General features: G+C 70.3%; 15 protein-coding genes. 11 read left to right on the forward strand and 4 right to left on the reverse strand.

The features are described 5' to 3' along the window. The first annotated feature begins 81 nt into the window (after positions 1 to 81). Positions 82 to 492 (forward strand): DUF3040 domain-containing protein, encoded by a 411-nt coding sequence (locus ACWFRJ_RS24575; protein WP_383285357.1) that lies wholly within the window; start codon positions 82 to 84, stop codon positions 490 to 492. Between the two features lie 97 nt (positions 493 to 589). Here the strand turns inward: ACWFRJ_RS24575 and ACWFRJ_RS24580 are convergent, their stop codons facing one another. The 4 genes from ACWFRJ_RS24580 to ACWFRJ_RS24595 form a co-directional block, all read right to left on the reverse strand. Further along, on the reverse strand, positions 590 to 3,004 hold the full coding sequence (locus ACWFRJ_RS24580) for a transglutaminase TgpA family protein (protein ID WP_453534769.1): 2,415 nt from the start codon (positions 3,002 to 3,004) through the stop codon (positions 590 to 592). Between the two features lie 70 nt (positions 3,005 to 3,074). Then, positions 3,075 to 4,442: a DUF58 domain-containing protein gene (locus ACWFRJ_RS24585; RefSeq protein WP_453534772.1), complete on the reverse strand. Its 1,368-nt coding sequence runs from the start codon at positions 4,440 to 4,442 to the stop codon at positions 3,075 to 3,077. After that, positions 4,442 to 5,461 carry an AAA family ATPase gene (locus ACWFRJ_RS24590; protein WP_453534775.1) on the reverse strand — a complete coding sequence of 340 codons (1,020 nt, stop codon included), beginning with the start codon at positions 5,459 to 5,461 and terminating at the stop codon, positions 4,442 to 4,444. Before ACWFRJ_RS24590 ends, ACWFRJ_RS24585 begins: the two co-directional genes overlap by 1 nt. 225 nt (positions 5,462 to 5,686) lie before the next feature. Beyond that, positions 5,687 to 6,310, reverse strand: coding sequence for a beta-class carbonic anhydrase (locus ACWFRJ_RS24595; protein WP_453534778.1), 624 nt, complete (start codon positions 6,308 to 6,310; stop codon positions 5,687 to 5,689). A 360-nt stretch (positions 6,311 to 6,670) separates the two neighbouring features. On the opposite strand from ACWFRJ_RS24595, the gene rsmH reads away from it, so the two are divergent. The 10 genes from rsmH to ACWFRJ_RS24645 all read left to right on the forward strand — a co-directional run bounded on the left by rsmH (position 6,671) and on the right by ACWFRJ_RS24645 (position 19,136). After that, a complete protein-coding gene (gene rsmH / locus ACWFRJ_RS24600; RefSeq protein WP_453534781.1) occupies positions 6,671 to 7,627 on the forward strand; it encodes a 16S rRNA (cytosine(1402)-N(4))-methyltransferase RsmH in 957 nt (318 codons plus the stop codon). Between the two features lie 65 nt (positions 7,628 to 7,692). Continuing rightward, complete coding sequence (locus tag ACWFRJ_RS24605) at positions 7,693 to 8,256, forward strand: hypothetical protein (RefSeq protein ID WP_453534783.1); 564 nt, start codon at positions 7,693 to 7,695, stop codon at positions 8,254 to 8,256. Positions 8,257 to 8,261: 5 nt separating this feature from the next. After that, positions 8,262 to 10,220 (forward strand): peptidoglycan D,D-transpeptidase FtsI family protein, encoded by a 1,959-nt coding sequence (locus ACWFRJ_RS24610; RefSeq protein WP_453534786.1) that lies wholly within the window; start codon positions 8,262 to 8,264, stop codon positions 10,218 to 10,220. Positions 10,221 to 10,239: 19 nt separating this feature from the next. Next, on the forward strand, positions 10,240 to 11,892 hold the full coding sequence (locus ACWFRJ_RS24615; protein ID WP_453534789.1) for a UDP-N-acetylmuramoyl-L-alanyl-D-glutamate--2,6-diaminopimelate ligase: 1,653 nt from the start codon (positions 10,240 to 10,242) through the stop codon (positions 11,890 to 11,892). 4 nt (positions 11,893 to 11,896) lie between these two features. Continuing rightward, entirely contained in the window at positions 11,897 to 13,309 is a 1,413-nt protein-coding gene (locus ACWFRJ_RS24620; protein WP_453534792.1) for a UDP-N-acetylmuramoyl-tripeptide--D-alanyl-D-alanine ligase, read from the forward strand. Next, positions 13,306 to 14,376: a phospho-N-acetylmuramoyl-pentapeptide-transferase gene (mraY, locus tag ACWFRJ_RS24625; protein ID WP_383279983.1), complete on the forward strand. Its 1,071-nt coding sequence runs from the start codon at positions 13,306 to 13,308 to the stop codon at positions 14,374 to 14,376. The genes ACWFRJ_RS24620 and mraY overlap by 4 nt, the downstream gene beginning before the upstream one ends. Next, positions 14,358 to 15,791, forward strand: a complete 1,434-nt coding sequence (murD, locus tag ACWFRJ_RS24630; protein WP_453534795.1) for a UDP-N-acetylmuramoyl-L-alanine--D-glutamate ligase — start codon at positions 14,358 to 14,360, stop codon at positions 15,789 to 15,791. The genes mraY and murD overlap by 19 nt, the downstream gene beginning before the upstream one ends. Before the next feature lie 81 nt (positions 15,792 to 15,872). Then, positions 15,873 to 17,195, forward strand: a complete 1,323-nt coding sequence (gene ftsW / locus ACWFRJ_RS24635; RefSeq protein ID WP_453534798.1) for a putative lipid II flippase FtsW — start codon at positions 15,873 to 15,875, stop codon at positions 17,193 to 17,195. A 6-nt stretch (positions 17,196 to 17,201) separates the two neighbouring features. Next, entirely contained in the window at positions 17,202 to 18,296 is a 1,095-nt protein-coding gene (murG, locus tag ACWFRJ_RS24640) for an undecaprenyldiphospho-muramoylpentapeptide beta-N-acetylglucosaminyltransferase (protein ID WP_361188817.1), read from the forward strand. Positions 18,297 to 18,329: 33 nt separating this feature from the next. Then, positions 18,330 to 19,136: a cell division protein FtsQ/DivIB gene (locus ACWFRJ_RS24645; RefSeq protein ID WP_453534802.1), complete on the forward strand. Its 807-nt coding sequence runs from the start codon at positions 18,330 to 18,332 to the stop codon at positions 19,134 to 19,136. The last annotated feature ends 12 nt before the right edge of the window (positions 19,137 to 19,148 follow it).

Genomic DNA, 19,148 nt, shown 5'->3' on the forward strand with positions numbered 1-19,148 from the left:
GGGTTTCACGGGGGCGATTCCCTGCCTATCCTGAAGGGGACCCCCGGTCGCCCCCGGCGACTGCACAATGAGGAGGACTCCGTGCCGCTCTCGGAGCACGAGCAGCGCATGCTCGAGCAGATGGAGCGAGCGCTGTACGCCGAAGATCCCAAGTTCGCGACAGCGCTCGAGGGAAGCGGGCTGCGTACGTACACCCGGCGACGGGTCTACCAAGCGGTCGCGGGCTTCCTTGTGGGAATCGCCCTTCTCATGGCCGGAATGGTCGCCCAGCAGATTTGGGTGAGCGTGGTGGGATTCCTCGTCATGCTGGGATGTGCGGTGCTCGCCGTCACCGGATGGCGCAAAGCGCCGAAACCGGGTGAACAGCCGGCAGCCGGTACGCCCACGGCACCGGGCAGCGCCCCGGCCCGTCGGCAGACCCGGCAACGGAAATCGATGATGGACCGGATCGAACAGCGTTGGCAGCGCCGCCGCGACGAACAGGGCCAGTGAGCTTTTAGATTTTTGGATTATGAGCTTTCACGTAAGGGGTGACCGCCCAGGCGGTCACCCCTTACGTATGTCCTCAGGCCCCCGCCGGGGGCCGGGCTCAGCCCTCCTGCTGCGAAGGCCTCCGCAGCGTCTCCCATCGCTTGGCGATCCGCTCGGACCACCTCGCCTTGAGCGCCGTCCAGCGGTCCGAGAGCGCCCACACCACCCGTGCGGCCGAACGCGGGGCGAGCGTCACCCGCAGCCGGGTCGCACGGCCCACGGTCGCCCCGAGGCCGTCGGACACCCGGCGCACGTCGTCGGCCAGACCGGCCGTCGGCTGCGGCCGTGGCGCGTAGAGGACCTGCTCGACCGCCGCGGCCAGGCGATGGACGGACTCCGCGGGTGCCGCGGCGAGCTGCCCGACCCGGACGATCCGGGCCGCCGCCTTGCGCGGGGTCTGCGACTCGTCCGGCGTAATGCCGTGGTCCCAGGCCGTGTCCGTCACCTCGAGCCAGGCCGCAAGGGTCCGCGCGGCAGCGTCCGCCTCCGTACGGCCGGTGGAGCCCAGACGTACCGCACGGATCCGCTTGCGCCACAGCATCGGCAGCAAGGGCAGGCCGAGGACCACGAGCGCTCCGAGGACCACGGCAAGGATCATGCCGATCGGTGGTCCGTCGCCGCCCGAGCCGCCCGCCAGCGCCGGGGCCGTGCTCGCGCAGCCGCCCTGCTTCTGCTGGTCGGCCGGGCAGCTCTTGGAGGCCGAAGGCTGGTCGGACGGAGCCGTCGTCGATGACGGCTCGGGCACCGCCGGATCGCTCGCGCCGTCGGACGGGGTGTCCGGGCGCGTGTAGTCCGGCACCGAGCCGCGGTTCGGGGTCGGCTCGAAGCGGGTCCAGCCCACACCCTCGAAGTACAGCTCGGGCCAGGCGTGCGCGTCCCGCAGGCCGACCGACATCGAACCGTCCCCCTGCGCGGCACCGGGCGTGAAGCCCACCGCGACGCGCGCCGGGATGTTCAGTGTCCGCGCCATCGAGGCCATGGCGAACGAGAAGTGGACGCAGAAGCCCTCCTTCTGCTCCAGGAAGCGCGCTATCGCCGCAGGTCCGCTGCCCGCCCGGACCTGCGTGTTGTACGTGAAGCCGCCCTCCGACGCGAACCAGTCCTGGAGCTTGACGGCCTTCTCGTAGTCGTTCGACGTGCCCTTGGTGATGCGGCGGGCCTCGGACGCCACCACGGACGGCAAGGTGTCGGGGACTTTGGTGAACTCGTCGGCGATCTGCTTGGGCGGCTTGGAGGCGCCCGCGAGCTGCTCGGCCGTCGGTTCCACGATGAGGCTCTTGACCTCGTACTGCGCGCCGCGCGTCGTCTGGCCGCGGTCGCCGACCAGGGCGCGGCCCACCGGCTCGTACCGCCAGCGGCCGTCGATCTTCACCTGGCTCGCCGGGTAGGGCATCGGCAGCCAGTTCTGCGCATAGCTGTCGGCGGCCGAGATGTTGGTCTGGATCTCGGTCCTGCGGACGTCGGGGTAGAGCCCGGGCGGGTCCTCGAGGCGCGACGGCACGTCGTCGATGGACCGGACGGTGGTCTTCCACGTCGTGCCGTCGAACTGGTCGAGGGAGACGATCCGCAGATAGAGGCTCTCGGTGGTCTTGGCGTTCGTCTTGTACGAGATGACCTCGCGGTCGTCCGGTTCGTTCAGGCTGTCCTGGAGCGCGACCAGCGGATTCACCGCGGAGATCGTGCCGCCACCGCCGGAGCCCGAGCCTCCGGCGCCGCCGGAACCGTCGAGGAGCCCGCCGTCGAGGGCGGGCAGCGCGAGCGGCACCACCAGGGCGATGCCAAGGGCGACCGCGCCGATGCGCCGCCCCGTGCGGACCGGCGCGATCGCACCGTTGTCGGTCTCGAGGCCTCCCGAGATCCGTCCTGGCGCACGCGCGGCGCCCCCGAAGACGCGCCCCCACTGGGAGAGCCGGTCCCGGCCCTCCGCCAGGAGCAGCAGCAGATATCCGGCGGCCGCGAGCAGGAACCACAGCCACCCCGCCCCGTCCCCGGAGAGCCCCGCGGCGACCGAGTACAGCGCGAGCAGCGGAAGACCCGCGGGCGCCGCCGTACGGAACGTCACCGCGAGGGCGTCCACCGCGAGGCCGATCACCAGGACGCCGCCGACCAGCATCAGCCGGATGCCGTCACTGAGCGGCGCCGGAATCGCGTACTGCCCGACGTCGTTGCCGCCCGCCTGGAGCAGCTGCCCGAACTCCCGGAACACGTCGGGGCCCGGCACCACCCCGCCGATCGCCTGCTCACGGGCGAACACCAGAGTGAGCAACAGGAGTGTCACCAGGGCCTGTACGCCGACCGTGACCGGCCGGGCGAGCGGGACACGCCGGGTGAGCGCGCCCACGCCGCTCTGCACCGCGAGCAGGATCGCCGCCTGGACGAACCACGTCGCCGGATCGACGAGCGGAAGCAGCGCCCCCGACGCCATCAGCGTGGCCGCCGTGGCACAGAGCGCGAGTCGCGCGCGCCCACTCATGAACATCCCCCTGTTGTCATACGCGTCGTACACGTCGTGCCCGCGGTCCCGCCGGAAGACGGCCCGTCGCTCATCCCCAGCCCCCGGTCGTCGTCCCCGCCGCCGGAGCGGGGCCCGTGCTCGCCCGCAGATGGTCCGCCTGGCGCCACAGATCCACCAGGGCGACCCCGGGAGGCACCGCCACGGCCGTCCAGCCCGCCTCGCGCAGCATCCGGACCCGCTCGTCGCCGGGGCCCGACGGAGCGCCGCCAGGGCCCTGGGCCCAGGCCGTGCTGTCCAGGACGAAGGCGACCGCGGCGCCGCTGCGTTGCCGCATCTTGGCGGCCACCGTCGCCTGCTCCTCGTCGAGGTCGCCGAGGAAGGCGATGAGGAGGCCTTCGTTGCCCCCGCGCAGCACGTCGTACGCGGGGGAGAGACCCGCGCCGTCCGAGTGGTCGATCACCGCGAGGGTGTCCATCATCAGCCCCGCCGCGTCCGCCGACTCCTGGCTCGCGCCCGCGAAACCGCCCGAGCCCTCGCCGGGCACGGAGTTGCCGGTGTCGGTCAGGAGCCGCACCGAGAAGCCCCGTTCCAGCATGTGCACCAGGGCGGACGCCGTGCCCGACACCGCCCACTCGAACGCCGAGTCGGGACCCGCGCCCCGGAAGGCGTGCGCCCGGGTGTCCAGGAGCACCGTGCAGCGGGCCCGCTGCGGCTGCTCCTCGCGGCGCACCATGAGCTCTCCGTAGCGAGCCGTGGAGCGCCAGTGGACGCGGCGCAGGTCGTCGCCGTGGCGGTAGCCCCGCGGGATCACGTCGTCCTCGCCCGCGAGAGCGAGCGAGCGGTGCCGCCCGTCGCCGTACCCCTTGGCCTCGCCGGTCAGACGCACCGGAGGCAGTGCCTCCACGCGCGGGATGACCGTCAGGGTGTCGTGCGTGGAGAACGAGCGGGTCAGCTCGCACATCCCGAAGGGGTCGGTCAGGCGCAGTTGGAGCGGGCCGAGGGGGTAGCGCCCGCGCAGGTCCGAGCGGACGCGGTAGGACACCTCGCGGCGGCCCCCGGCCTCCACCCGGTCGAGCACGAAACGGGGCCGCGGCCCCAGGACGTAGGGCACCCGGTCCTGGAGCATCAGGAGGCCCGTGGGCAGGCGCGAGACGTTGTCCATCCGCAGATGGACACGGGCCTCCGAACTGGCGGGCACGCGCGCGGGGGAGAGCCTGCGGCTGCCCGCGACGCGGTAGCGGGTGCGGTAGAGCACGGTCGCGCACACCAGCGGAAGGACGGCGAGCAGCAGCCCGACCCGGAGCAGATCGCTCTGCCCCAGGACGTACGCGCAGACGGCGGCGGCGATCCCGGCCGCGAGGAACGAACGCCCGCGTGTGGTCAGACCCGCGAGCGCGGTCCGCAGTCCGCCCTTGTCCTCATCGGCCTGCGTCGGCTGCGGCCCCCCGTCCGCCATCACAGCCTCCGCGCGCCGGGCGGCTGCTGGTTGAAGTAGCCGCTGTTGGGCTGTGCGGCGGCCGGTACGGGCGTGCGCTGGAGGATCTCCTGGATGACCGATTCGGCCGTACGACGGTTCAACTGGGCCTGTGCCGTGGGCAGCAGCCGGTGCGCGAGCACCGCCACGGCGAGGGCCTGCACATCGTCCGGCAGGGCGAACTCCCTGCCGCTGAGCGCGGCGGAGGCCTTGGCCGCCCGCAGCAGGTGCAGCGTGGCGCGCGGTGATGCCCCGAGTCTCAGGTCCGGGTGGTTGCGGGTCGCCCCGACCAGTTCGACGGCGTACCGCCGTACGGAGTCGGCCACGTGGACCGTGCGGACCGCGTCGATGAGCTTCACGATGTCGTGCGCGTGCGCCACCGGCTGGAGGTCGTCCAGCGGCGAGACACCGCCGTGCACGTCCAGCATCTGCAGCTCGGCCTCCGCGCTCGGATAGCCGATCGAGACGCGCGCCATGAAGCGGTCGCGCTGCGCCTCGGGCAGGGGATAGGTCCCCTCCATCTCGACGGGGTTCTGCGTCGCCACCACCATGAAGGGGCTCGGCAGTTCATAGGTCTGCCCGTCGATGGTGACCTGGCGCTCCTCCATGGACTCCAGGAGCGCGGACTGCGTCTTCGGTGACGCGCGGTTGATCTCGTCGCCGATCACGATCTGCGCGAAGATCGCGCCGGGCTTGAACTCGAAGTCCCGGCGCTGCTGGTCGAAAATGGACACACCGGTGATGTCCGACGGCAGCAGATCAGGCGTGAACTGGATACGCCGCACCGAGCAGTCGATGGACCGCGCGAGTGCTTTGGCGAGCATGGTCTTTCCCACGCCCGGTACATCTTCGATCAGCAAGTGCCCCTCGGCGAGGAGCACGGTCAGCGAAAGCCGTACGACCTCTGGCTTACCTTCGATCACACCCTCGACCGACCTGCGGACACGCTCCGCTGTGGCGGTCAGATCTGTGAGGCTCGCTCGATCGTCATAGGTCGTCACCCGGCCCTCCTCGGACACGTTCTCCGGGCCGACGCATGTGTGTGCGGCCCGGCCCACCCCGAAACACGGACACCGCGCGTGAATGGTTCAGCGCGATGCCACACACGCATTCTTGTTGGGCATACCGGGTTGTGTCACTCGCCCGCGGATAACTGGCGGCGGTATGTCAGCTCTTACGCCCTTTTGACTGCCGCATCGATCCGGAAAGGTCTGCTCCAGAACCGGTCACGCAGGGTCGATCTCCCGCAGCAGACCCGTGGTCACATCGAAGACGAATCCGCGCACATCGTCGGTGTGCAGGAGGAACGGCGAGGTCCGCACGCGCTGCATCGACTGCCGTACGTCCTGATCGACGTCGCGGAAGGCCTCCACCGCCCAGGCGGGCCGCTGGCCGACCTCGAGTTCGAGCTCGTGCCGGAACTCCTCGGTGAGGCTCTCCAGACCGCAGCTCGTGTGGTGGATCAGTACGACGCTCTTCGTGCCGAGGGCGCGCTGGCTGATCGTCAGGGAGCGCATGACGTCGTCGGTGACCACGCCACCCGCGTTGCGGATGGTGTGGCAGTCGCCCAGTTCGAGGCCGAGCGCGTCGTGCAGGTCGATGCGGGCGTCCATGCAGGAGACGACGGCCACGCCCAGGACGGGGCGTGCGTCCATACCGGGGTCGGCGAAGCCGGAGGCGTACCGCTGGTTGGCCTCGACGAGGCGGTCCGTGACGGTGCCGTCGGCGGTTATGCCACCGATCGGCTCTGCGGGGGAGTTTCCCGTAGGGGATGCGGAAGTCGACATGGCTATGACGGTAGTCGGCACTGATCGCCGGGGCCCGCTGTGAGAAGGGACAAAGAACGTCAATGAGTCTTGTTGTGAGCTAACCCACAGGAGTGCGCCGGCTACGCCCGAACGGGTGACGGGGCGCGATGTGCGGCTCCTTCGACGACCCGTCCGCGACGCGCAGGCCAGTTGATTGACCGGGCGACAGGGTGGACTAAAGTGACGCGAAGTGGGAGGGCCGTGACCTGCTCCCCGCTGGACTGTTCACCCGGGGATTGCCTTAAATCCCCCCGCGTACGCGGCGCGTACGTACGGCTCGGCCTCCTCCCGCTCCCGGTCGGCTGACGCCACTTCCCCGGCGCCAGCAGGCCATTCACCTTCCCGGGCGGGCGGGGACCCGGCCGTGCGCACGTCTCGCCGCGCCGGACCTGAGAGGGCCCTTTGAGCCACACCCGACATGTCCCGGTGATGCTCCAGCGATGCCTGGACCTGTTGGCCCCCGCGCTCGCCCAGCCGGGTGCGGTCGTCGTCGACTGCACCCTCGGACTCGGCGGCCACAGCGAGGCGCTGTTGTCCACGTTCCCGTCGGCCCGCCTGATCGGCCTCGACCGCGACAAGGAAGCGCTGCGGCTCTCCGGGGAGCGGCTCGCCCCCTTCGGCGACCGGGCCGAACTGGTCCACGCGGTCTATGACGAGCTCCCCGAGGTACTGGACCGGCTCGGCATCGCGAAGGTGCAGGGCGTCCTCTTCGACCTCGGTGTCTCCTCCATGCAACTCGACGAGGCGGACCGGGGCTTCGCCTACGCCCAGGACGCGCCCCTCGACATGCGCATGGACCAGACGACCGGCGTCAGCGCCGCCGAGGTCCTCAATACGTACGCGCCGGGCGAACTGGTGCGGATCCTGCGCCAGTACGGCGAGGAGAAGCAGGCCAAGCGCATCGTGGGCGCCGTCGTGCGCGAGCGGGAGAAGGAGCCGTTCAGCAACAGCGCGCGGCTCGTCGAGCTGATCCGCGACTCCCTGCCGCAGGCCGCCAAGCGCACCGGCGGCAACCCCGCCAAGCGCACCTTCCAGGCCCTGCGCATCGAGGTCAACGGCGAGCTGAGCGTCCTGGAGGCGGCCATCCCGGCTGCCGTGAAGACGCTCGCCGTGGACGGCCGCATCGCCGTCCTCTCCTACCACTCGCTCGAGGACCGCCTGGTCAAGCAGGTGCTCGCGGCAGGCGCCGCGACGACCGCGCCGGCCGGCCTGCCCGTCGTCCCCGAGCGCTACCAGCCCCGGCTCAAGCTGCTCACGCGCGGCGCGGAACTGCCCACCGAGGAAGAGATCGCCGAGAACCGCAGGGCGGCACCGGCGCGGCTGCGGGGTGCGATGCGCATCCGCGAGGAGGCTCTGTGAAGCGAGAGGCTCTATGACACGTGCCTGCCAGGAGCACCCGTGAACGGCGTCCCCCAGGAGGCCCCATGAGCAAGAAGCCGGAGTTGCGCGGAAGGGCCGCCCGGCTCGCGCGGCTCCTTCCGTCGGGGCCGAGCCAGGCCGCGCGCACGCCTTTCGTGCTGCTCGTCGTGCTGCTGCTCGGCGGTGGTCTGATCGGCCTTCTCATCCTGAACTCCTCCCTCAACGAAGGCTCGTTCCAGCTGAGCGAGCTCAAGAAGGAGACGACGGAGCTCACCGACCAGGAGCAGGAGCTCCAGCGTGACGTGGACGCCTACGCCGCCCCTGACGCCCTCCAGCGCCGCGCCCGTGAGCTCGGCATGGTGCCGGGCGGCGACCCGGCCTTCCTGAACCCGGACGGCACCGTGCGCGGCGTTCCCGGCGCCGCCGAGCGGACCTCCGTGCTGCGGCCCGAGCCGCGCCCGCAGGAGGTGGCGTCCCCGGCGCCCTCGGTCTCGGTCCCGGCGCCGCCCGCCCCGTCGGCCTCGCAGCCCTCGCCGCCCCAGGCGTCCCCGGCCCCCGCCGCCCCCTCGCAAGCCCCGCCCGTGCCCACCCCCTCCGCGAAGCCCGGCCCCACGACCTCCGGCAGGTGACGTAAGTGACGGACCGCCAACCCCCGCGACGCAGGGTCCCGGGTCCCGCGCGGCCTTCGCGCCCCGCCCGCCCCGGCGAACAGCGCCGCCCGGGATCAGGGGCCCGCCCCGCCGCCCGCCGCCCGCGCCCCGCCGCCAAGGCCCGCACCATCAGGCTCGGCAGCCCGCGGCCCCGCCTGCGCATGGTGAGCCTCGGCCTGACCCTGGTGATGCTGGCCTTCGTCGTACGCCTCCTCCAGGTGCAGGCGGTCGACGCGAGCGTCTACACCACCAAGGCCGAGAAGAACCGCTACTTCAGCCACGTACTGACCGCCGAGCGCGGCGGCATCACCGACCGCAGCGGCGTCGAGCTCGCCGCCAGCGTGGACGCGTACGACATCACGGCCGACCCCACGATGTTCACGGCGAAGGAGATGGGCATCAAGGACGGGCCCGAACAGGCCGCGGCCCTCCTCGCCCCGATCCTCGACAAGGACGTCGACCGGCTCACCGAGCAGCTCAAGACCCCCAAGACGCGCTACGTCCTGCTCGCCCGCCGGCAGACCCCGCAGGTCTGGAAGCAGATCAAGGACCTGCGCGGCGCGCTCGACGACAAGGCGAGCACCGACAAGAAGAGCGCCAACGTCCTCGCGGGCGTCTTCCAGGACCCCAGCAGCAAGCGCGTGTACCCGAACGACAGCCTGGGCGCCGGGATACTGGGCTGGGTCAACGCCGAGGGTAAGGGCGCGGGCGGCGTGGAGCAGCAGCTCAACAAGGAGCTCTCGGGCAAGGACGGCAAGATCAGGTACGCCCAGTCCGGCGGCCACCAGGTGCCGACCGCGGGCAGTACGGAGACGCCCGCCGTGCCCGGCTCGGACGTCGAGCTCACCATCGACCGCGACATCCAGTGGGCCGCGCAGAACGCCATCACCGAGCAGGTCAAGAAGTCCCAGGCGGACCGCGGCTACGTGATAGTGCAGGACAACAAGACCGGCGAGATCCTCGCGATGGCCAACTCCCCGGGCTTCGATCCGAACGACCTCTCGCAGGCCGACGGCACGGCCCTGGGCAACGCCTCGCTCCAGGACGCCTACGAACCGGGCTCGACCGCCAAGGTCATGTCCATGGCCGCCGTCCTGGAGGAGAACGCGGCCACGCCCGGCACGCACGTGACGGTCCCCAACCGGCTGCACCGAGGCGACCGGCTCTTCAAGGACGACATCGACCACCCGACCTGGCACCTCACGCTCAGCGGCGTGCTCGCCAAGTCCAGCAACATCGGCACGATCCTGGCCACCGGCGAGCTGGGCAAGACCCAGCGGGACGCCAACAAGTCGCTCTACTCCTACCTGCGCAAGTTCGGCATCGGCAGGGAGACCGGGCTCGGCTTCCCCGGAGAGACGTCCGGCATCCTCGCGCCGGCCGACAAGTGGTCCACCTCGCAGCAGTTCACGGTCCCGTTCGGCCAGGGCTTCTCGATCAACGCGATGCAGGCGGCCTCCGTCTACTCGACCATCGCCAACGACGGCGTACGCATCGAGCCCACGCTGGTGCGCGGCATAAAGGGCCCCGACGGCCGCTTCACGCCCGCGCAGAAGCCCAAGAAGACCCGCGTGGTGAGCGAGAAGACCGCCAAGACGGTGTCGCACATGCTCGAGTCCGTCGTCGACGACGAAGAGGGCACGGGCGCCAAGGCCCGCATTCCCGGCTACCGGGTCGCGGGCAAGACGGGTACGGCCAACCGGGTCGACCCCGAGACCGGCAAGTACAAGGGCTACACCTCGTCCTTCGCCGGGTTCGCGCCCGCCGACAAGCCGCGCGTCACCGTCTACTGCGCGATCCAGAACGCCACCAAGGGAAGCTACTTCGGCGGCCAGATCTGCGGTCCCATCTACAAGGAAGTCATGCAGTTCGCCCTCAAGACGCTCCAGGTCCCGCCCACAGGCAAAAGCGAGGCCCGGCTCCCCGTCACCTTCGAACCCTGAGCCCTACCAGGACAAACCCGTGACAACGATCACTCCGACGCCGGGCAACCAGCCTCCGCCACACCGCCCGCTTCGCCCTGAGCCCGGTGAGCCCGGTACGCTCACCGCCGTGCCACACGCTGATCAGTCCCAAACCACCCAGAAGGGCGTTCCCGTGACATATCCGGGACCGCCGCGGCCGGTCCAGGTCTCCGCGACGCCGCTCGCCAGGATCGCCGATCAGCTGGGCGTAGCCGCCCCGGGCACGGGGGAGGTCAGCGGCATCACGCACGACTCCCGCGCGGTCCGCCCCGGCGACATCTACGCCGCGCTGCCCGGCGCCCGGCTGCACGGCGCCGACTTCGTCGCCCAGGCCGCCGACCTCGGCGCCACCGCGATCCTCACCGATCCGACGGGCGCCGAGCGCGCGGCCGTCACGGACCTGCCGGTCCTGGTCGTCCCCGACCCGCGCGGCTCCATGGGGGAGCTCGCGGCCACGGTGTACGGCCATCCGGGGCGCGATCTGCTCCAGATCGGCATCACCGGCACGTCCGGCAAGACCACGACGGCCTATCTCGTCGAGGGCGGCTTCAAGGGCGTCCGGTCGACCGGTCTCATCGGCACGGTCGAGATGCGCATCGGCGACGAGCGGATCAAGTCCGAACGTACGACCCCTGAAGCGACCGACCTCCAGGCGCTGTTCGCGGTGATGCGCGAGCGCGGCGTCGAGGCCGTCGTCATGGAGGTCTCCAGTCACGCCCTCGTGCTCGGCCGGGTGGACGGCTGCGTCTTCGACGTCGCCGTCTTCAACAACCTCAGCCCGGAGCACATGGAGTTCCACTCCGACATGGAGGACTACTTCCAGGCCAAGGCGCAGCTGTTCAGCAAGCAGCGCTCCCGGCTCGGAGTGGTGAACTTCGACGACGAGTACGGGCGCAGGCTCATCACCGAGTCCGAGGTCCCCGTCACCACCTTCTCGGCGGAGGGCCACCCCGACGCCGACTGGCGGGCGGAGGACGTCGAGGTCATGCCGTTCGACTCCACGTTCGTCGCGGTCGGCCCGAAGGGGGAGCGGATCACCGCACGGTCCCCGCTGGCCGGTCCCTTCAACGTCGCCAACACGCTCGCCGCGATCGTCTCGCTCGCCGTCGCCGGGATCGACCCGCAGCAGGCCGCTGACGGGGTCGCCGCGGTGCCGGGCGTTCCTGGCCGCCTGGAGCGCATCGACGTGGGCCAGCCCTACCTCGCGGTCGTCGACTACGCCCACAAGACGGACGCCGTCGAATCGGTCCTGCGCGCCCTGCGCAAGGTCACCGAGAACAAACTGCACATCGTCCTCGGCTGCGGCGGCGACCGGGACAAGACCAAGCGGATGCCGATGGGCGCCGCGGCGGCCAGGCTCGCCGACACCGCCGTACTGACCGCCGACAACCCCCGCGGCGAGGACCCCCTCGCGATCCTCGCCACGATGCTCGCTGGCGCCGCCGACGTGCCGTCCCACGAGCGCGGCGACGTCGCCGTGTTCGAGGACCGCGCCACCGCCATCCGCGCGGCCGTCGCACGGGCCGAGCCCGGCGACACGGTGCTCGTCGCGGGCAAGGGCCATGAGCAGGGACAGGACATCGCCGGGGTGGTACGCCCCTTCGACGACCGCCAGGTACTTCGCGAAGCTATCCAGCAAACCCAGGGATGAATCTGTGATCGCCCTCTCCCTCGCCGAGATCGCCACTGTTGTCGGCGGGCAGACCTACGACATACCGGATCCGTCCGTCCAGGTCACCGGACCGGTCGTCAGGGACTCCCGTGAAGTGGAGCCCGGAAGCCTCTTCGTCGCGTTCGTCGGCGAGCGCGTCGACGGACACGACTACGCCTCCGCGGTGGTCGAGGCGGGCGCCGTCGCCGTCCTCGCCGCGCGACCCGTCGGCGTACCCGCCATCGTCGTCGACGACGTGCAGGCAGCCATCGGCGCCTTGGCGCGGCACGTCGTGGAGCGCCTCGGCGCCACGCTCGTCGCGCTCACCGGATCCGTCGGCAAGACCAGCTCCAAGGACCTGCTCGCCCAGGTCCTGCGGAGCAAGGCGCCCACGGTCTTCACGCCCGGCTCGCTCAACAACGAGATCGGCCTGCCGCTCACCGCCCTCAGCGCCACCGACGAGACGCGGTTCCTCGTCCTGGAGATGGGCGCGCGCGGCGTCGGCCACATCCGCTACCTCACCGGCCTCACCCCGCCGAAGATCGGCCTCGTGCTCAACGTCGGAACCGCCCACATCGGCGAGTTCGGCGGACGCGAGCAGATCGCAGAGGCGAAGGGTGAACTCGTCGAGAGCCTGCCCGCCGACGGCACCGCCGTCCTCAACGCCGACGACCCGCTCGTCCGCGCCATGGCTTCGCGCACGAAGGCGCGCGTCCTCTTCTTCGGAGAGGCCGCCGACGCCGAGGTACGTGCCGAGAATGTCCGGCTCACGGACAACGGACAGCCTGCCTTTAGGTTGCACACACCCTCCGGGTGCAGCGACGTGACCTTGCGGCTGTACGGTGAGCACCACGTGTCGAACGCGCTTGCCGCGGCCGCCGTCGCCCATGAGCTGGGCATGTCCGCAGACGAGATCGCCCGCGCGCTCTCCGAGGCGGGCACGCTGTCCCGCTGGCGGATGGAGGTCACCGAGCGCCCGGACGGCGTGACGGTCGTCAACGACGCCTACAACGCGAACCCCGAGTCCATGCGAGCCGCCCTGCGCGCGCTCGCGGCCATGGCCAAGGGGCGTCGTACGTGGGCGGTGCTCGGTCATATGGCCGAGCTCGGTGACGACGGGCTCGTCGAACACGACGCGGTCGGACGGCTCGCTGTCCGGCTGAACGTGAGCAAGCTCGTGGCAGTCGGGGGCAGGGAAGCGTCCTGGCTCCAACTGGGCGCATACAACGAGGGTTCGTGGGGTGAGGAGTCGGTGCACGTGTCCGACGCACAGGCGGCGATCGACCTGCTGCGCAGCGAGCTGCGCCCGGGAGACGTCGTGCTGGTGAAGGCTTCCAGATCGGTCGGTCTCGAGCGGGTCGCCACGGCGCTGCTCGATGACTCCGCGTCATCAGAGGGGCAGGTCGCCGGCCGATGAGGCAAATCCTCTTCGCGGGTGTGATCGGGCTCTTCCTGACCCTGGTCGGAACCCCGCTCCTCATCAAGTTCCTGGCCCGCAAGGGTTATGGACAGTTCATCCGGGACGACGGCCCGCGCGAGCACCACAGCAAGCGCGGTACACCGACCATGGGTGGTATCGCCTTCATCCTGGCCACGTTCGTCGCGTACTTCCTCACGAAGATCATCACGGGTACGGAGACCACGCTCTCCGGCCTTCTGGTGCTCTTCCTGATGGGCGGCATGGGCCTCGTCGGCTTCCTCGACGACTACATCAAGATCGTCAAGCAGCGCTCGCTCGGCCTGCGCGCCAAGGCGAAGATGGCCGGACAGCTGATCGTCGGCATCGGCTTCGCCGTGCTCGCGCTGAACTGGCCCGACAACCGCAACCAGACCCCGGCCTCCACCAAGCTGTCGTTCGTCACGGACTTCGGCTGGTCGATCGGCCCGGTGCTCTTCGTGGTCTGGGCGCTGTTCATGATCCTCGCGATGTCGAACGGCGTGAACCTCACCGACGGCCTCGACGGCCTCGCCACGGGCGCCTCCGTGATGGTCTTCGGCGCGTACACCTTCATCGGTGTCTGGCAGTACCAGGAGTCCTGCGCCAACGCGGTCACGCTGACCAACCCACAGGCGTGTTTCGAGGTCAGAGACCCACTTGACCTAGCTGTTGTGGCCTCCGCCCTTATGGGTGCCTGCTTCGGCTTCCTGTGGTGGAACACCTCGCCCGCCAAGATCTTCATGGGTGACACCGGCTCGCTCGCCCTCGGCGGCGCACTCGCCGGACTCGCGATCTGCTCGCGCACGGAGATGCTCCTCGCCCTGCTCGGCGGCCTCTTCGTCCTGATCACGATGTCGGTCGTCATCCAGGTCGGCTCCTTCCGCATGACCGGGAAGCGTGTCTTCCGCATGGCGCCACTGCAGCACCACTTCGAACTCAAGGGGTGGTCCGAAGTCCTTGTGGTGGTCCGCTTCTGGATCATCCAGGGCATGTGCGTGATCGTCGGACTCGGCCTCTTCTACGCAGGATGGGCAGCCAAGAAGTAATGACTTGGGCAGGCAAGAACGTCACTGTCGCGGGGCTCGGCGTCTCGGGCATCCCGGCGGCCCGCGTGCTGCACGGCCTGGGCGCCGTCGTCACCGTCGTGAACGAGGGCGACGACGAGCGCTCCCGCACACAGGCCGCCGAACTCGAGGCCCTGGGCGTCACCGTCCGCCTCGGTGACGGCGACACCCTGCCCCAAGGCACCGAACTCGTCGTCACGACGCCCGGCTGGAAGCCCGGCAAGCCGCTCTTCACGGCCGCCGCGGAAGCGGGCGTCGAGGTGTGGGGCGACGTCGAGCTCGCCTGGCGCCTGCGCGGCCCTGACGCAGCACCGTGGCTCGCGGTCACCGGCACGAACGGCAAGACCACGACCGTACGGATGCTGGCCTCGATCCTGGAGGCGGCGGGCCTGCGCACCGCGGCCGTCGGCAACATCGGGGTCTCGCTCCTCGACGTGGTCACCGGCGACGAGACGTACGGTGATCTCGATGTACTCGCCGTCGAGCTCTCCAGCTACCAGCTGCACTGGGCGCCCTCGCTGCGCGCCCACTCCGCGGCCGTCCTGAACCTCGCGCCCGACCATCTGGACTGGCACGGCTCCATGGAGGCGTACGCCGCCGACAAGGGCCGCGTGTACGAGGGCAATCAGATCGCCTGCGTCTACAACCTCGCCGATCAGGCCACCGAGGACCTCGTCCGCGAGGCCGACGTCGAAGAGGGCTGCCGCGCCATCGGTTTCACGCTGAACGCGCCCGCGCCCTCGCAACTGGGCGTCGTGGACGGCATTCTGGTCGACCGTGCCTTCGTGCCGGACCGTCAGAAGCAGGCCCAGGAGCTCGCCGAGATCTCCGACGTGCAGCCGCCCGCGCCGCACAACATCGCCAACGCCCTGGCCGCGGCGGCGCTCGCGCGCGCCTACGGCGTACCGGCGACGGCCGTCCGCGACGGTCTGCGCGCCTTCCGTCCGGACGCCCACCGCATCGAGCACGTCGCCGACGTGGCCGGTGTGGCGTACGTCGACGACTCCAAGGCCACCAACACCCACGCGGCGGAAGCCTCGTTGGCGGCGTACGAATCGATCGTCTGGATCGCGGGCGGACTCGCCAAGGGCGCCACCTTCGACGAGCTCGTCACCAAGTCGGCGAAGCGCCTTCGGGGCGTCGTCCTGATCGGCGCCGACCGCGCGCTGATCCGCGAAGCCCTCGCGCGACACGCGCCCGAGGTCCCGGTCGTCGACCTCGACCGGACCGACACTGGGGCGATGTCCGAGGCTGTACGACAGGCGGCACGGCTCGCCGAGCCGGGGGACACCGTACTGATGGCTCCGGCCTGTGCGTCGATGGACATGTTCACCAACTACAACAAGCGTGGTGACGCGTTCGCGGACGCGGTCCGCGAACGCGGCGCGAGCGCCTGACGCGGGCCCCTGTGGTCCGGGGGCGCCCGGCACCCTTAGGAGGGCACGTGGCAGCGTCGTGGTGTCTTGGCGGGGGCTTTGATGGCAGGCAGTAGCGGACGCGCGCCCACGCGCCTGGCCAGACGGCCCGCTCCGGTCCGTTCCGCGGGAGCGCCACGGCCGCCCAGGGAGAGCGCGCTGCGGCGGTCCTACACCCGGGTCAAGCGCGCCTGGGACCGGCCCCTTACGGCGTACTACCTCATCTTCGGCAGCAGCCTGCTGATCACCGTGCTCGGCCTGGTCATGGTCTATTCGGCGTCGATGATCCAGGCGCTGCAGCTCGACCTGCCCGCCGCGTACTTCTTCCGCAAGCAGTTCGTCGCGGCCGTGCTCGGCTCGATCCTGCTGCTCGTGGCCATGCGGATGCCCCTCAAGCTGCACCGGGCGCTCGCCTATCCCATCCTCGCGGTGACCGTCTTCCTGATGGTGCTCGTGCAGGTCCCCGGGATAGGGCGCAGCGTCAACGGAAACCAGAACTGGATCTATCTGGGCGGCCCGTTCCAGCTCCAGCCCAGTGAGTTCGCCAAGCTCGCCCTCGTCCTGTGGGGCGCGGACCTGCTCGCCCGTAAACAGGACAAGCGCCTGCTCGCCCAGTGGAAGCACATGCTGGTGCCGCTCGTCCCCGTCGCCTTCATGCTGCTCGGACTGATCATGCTGGGCGGCGACATGGGCACGGCGATCATCCTCACGGCGATCCTTTTCGGCCTGCTCTGGCTCGCGGGGGCGCCGACGCGGCTCTTCGCGGGCGTGCTCTCGATCGCCGCGCTGCTCGGTGTGATCCTCATCAAAACCAGCCCCAACCGCATGGCGAGGCTCGCCTGCATCGGTGCCACCGATCCGGGCCCCGGTGACCAGTGCTGGCAGGCCGTGCACGGGATCTACGCCCTGGCCTCCGGCGGATTCTTCGGTTCCGGCCTCGGTGCGAGTGTGGAAAAATGGGGTCAACTGCCGGAACCGCACACCGACTTCATCTTCGCGATCACAGGGGAGGAACTCGGCCTGGCGGGGACGCTGTCGGTGCTCGCTCTGTTCGCGGCTCTAGGCTATGCGGGTATCCGCGTGGCCGGACGCACGGAGGACCCCTTCGTACGGTATGCCGCGGGAGGCGTGACCACCTGGATCACGGCGCAGGCCGTGATCAATGTCGGTGCGGTGCTCGGTCTGCTGCCGATCGCCGGAGTCCCGCTCCCGCTGTTCTCCTACGGAGGCTCAGCCCTGCTGCCGACCATGTTCGCCATCGGACTCCTCATCGCCTTCGCGCGGGAGGACCCGGCGGCAAAGGCGGCCCTTGCCATGCGGCAACCTCGGGTGAGATGGAACACGATGAGACGGCGCGTCAAGGCGCGTTCGTCCGGAGAGCGGTGAATTTCGGTGCATGTCGTACTCGCCGGTGGGGGGACCGCCGGCCACATCGAGCCCGCGCTCGCCCTCGCGGACGCCCTGCGTAGGCAGGACCCGACCGTGGGCATCACGGCCCTGGGCACGGAGCGTGGACTCGAGACCCGGCTCGTACCCGAGCGGGGCTACGAACTCGCGCTGATCCCGGCCGTTCCGCTGCCGCGCAAGCCCACCCCTGAGCTGATCACCGTCCCGGGGCGGCTGCGCGGCACGATCAAGGCGGCGGAGCAGATCCTGGAGCGTACGAAGGCGGACTGCGTGGTCGGCTTCGGCGGCTACGTCGCGCTGCCGGGGTACCTCGCTGCCAAGCGGACCGGGACGCCGATCGTCGTGCACGAGGCCAACGCGCGTCCCGGCCTCGCCAACAAGATCGGTTCCCGGTACGCCGCCGGGGTGGCCGTCGCCACGCCGGACAGCAAGCTGCGCAACTCCCGCTACATCGGCATCCCGCTGCGCCACACCATCGCCACGCTCGACAGGGCCCGGGTCCGCCCGGAGGCGCGCGCCGCCTTCGGCCTCGACCCGAACCTGCCGACGCTGCTCGTCTCCGGTGGTTCACAGGGCGCCCGGCGGCTCAACGAGGTCGTCCAGCAGGTCGCTCCGGTCCTGCAGCGCGCGGGGATCCAGATCCTGCACGCGGTCGGCCCGAAGAACGAAATGCCGTACGTCGAGAACATGCCCGGTATGCCGCCCTACATCCCGGTACCGTACGTGGACCGGATGGACCTCGCGTACGCCGCGGCGGACATGATGCTCTGCCGCGCGGGCGCGATGACCGTCGCCGAACTCTCCGCCGTCGGGCTTCCGGCCGCCTACGTACCGCTGCCCATCGGCAACGGCGAACAGCGGCTGAACGCCCAGCCGGTGGTCAAGGCGGGAGGCGGACTCCTCGTGGACGACGCCGAACTGACGCCCGAGTGGGTGCAGGGAAACGTCCTCCCGGTGCTCGCCGACCCGCACCGGCTGTACGAGATGTCCCGTGCGGCGTCGGAGTTCGGCCGCAGGGATGCCGACGACCTCCTCGTCGGCATGGTGTACGAGGCGATCGCGTCCCGCCGCAACGGGTGAGACGGCACTAGAAGGCACAGAAGGCAGGGGACCGTGGCCGGACCGACCACCGCCGAACGGCAGAAGTCTGCTTCTGGTGGGTCCCGCCCGCCCCGCCCTCTGCGTTTTCTGGGTTCCCGCGTACGTATCCCGCGGACGCGCACCCTGATCCTCTCGCTGATCGCACTCGTGGTGCTCGGCGCGGGAGGCATCTGGCTGCTCTACGGCTCGCAGTGGCTGCGCGTGGAGCGCGTGACGACTTCAGGGACACGGATTCTGACGCCGGAAGAAGTGCGCGAAGCCGCCGCCGCCCCGGTCGGCGCGCCACTGATTTCGGTCGACACCGACGCTCTCGAAGAGCGGCTGCGGAAGAAACTTCCGCGTATCGACACGGTCGACGTCGTCCGTTCCTGGCCACATGGAATCGGTCTGAAGGTGACCGAACGCAAGCCTGTTCTCCTTATCGAAAAGGGCGGAAAGTTCGTCGAAGTGGACGCCGGGGGCGTGCGATTCGCCACGGTCGGACAGGCGCCGAAGGGCGTTCCGCTCCTGGAATTGACGCCGGATCGGCAGAACGCGTCGGAGAGCCTGCGCCGTTTCGACTCCCACCACCTGCGGCGCGAGTCGGTACGGGTCGCGGGTTCGCTTCCGGATGCGGTCGCCCGCGATACCCGGGTCGTCAAGGTCCGTTCGTACGACTCGATCTCGCTGGAGTTGAGCGGCGGACGCACCGTAGCGTGGGGCAGCAGCGAGAAGGGGCGGACGAAGGCAAGCACACTCACCGCCCTGATGAAAGCGGCCCCCAAGGCACGGCACTTCGACGTAAGTGTCCCCACCGCCCCTGCGTCATCCACGAGTTGACGCATATCGTCG

This window comes from Streptomyces sp. NPDC055239, assembly GCF_053606205.1.

What these genes read in the sequence shown, in the direction of transcription:
- ACWFRJ_RS24580 (WP_453534769.1), bottom strand. Translation starts at nt 3,004, where the DNA reads ATGAGTGGGCGCGCGCGACTCGCGCTCTGTGCCACGGCGGCCACGCTG.
- ACWFRJ_RS24585 (WP_453534772.1), bottom strand. Translation starts at nt 4,442, where the DNA reads ATGGCGGACGGGGGGCCGCAGCCGACGCAGGCCGATGAGGACAAGGGC.
- ACWFRJ_RS24605 (WP_453534783.1), top strand. Translation starts at nt 7,693, where the DNA reads ATGAGCAAGAAGCCGGAGTTGCGCGGAAGGGCCGCCCGGCTCGCGCGG.
- mraY (WP_383279983.1), top strand. Translation starts at nt 13,306, where the DNA reads ATGAGGCAAATCCTCTTCGCGGGTGTGATCGGGCTCTTCCTGACCCTG.
- murD (WP_453534795.1), top strand. Translation starts at nt 14,358, where the DNA reads ATGGGCAGCCAAGAAGTAATGACTTGGGCAGGCAAGAACGTCACTGTC.
- ftsW (WP_453534798.1), top strand. Translation starts at nt 15,873, where the DNA reads ATGGCAGGCAGTAGCGGACGCGCGCCCACGCGCCTGGCCAGACGGCCC.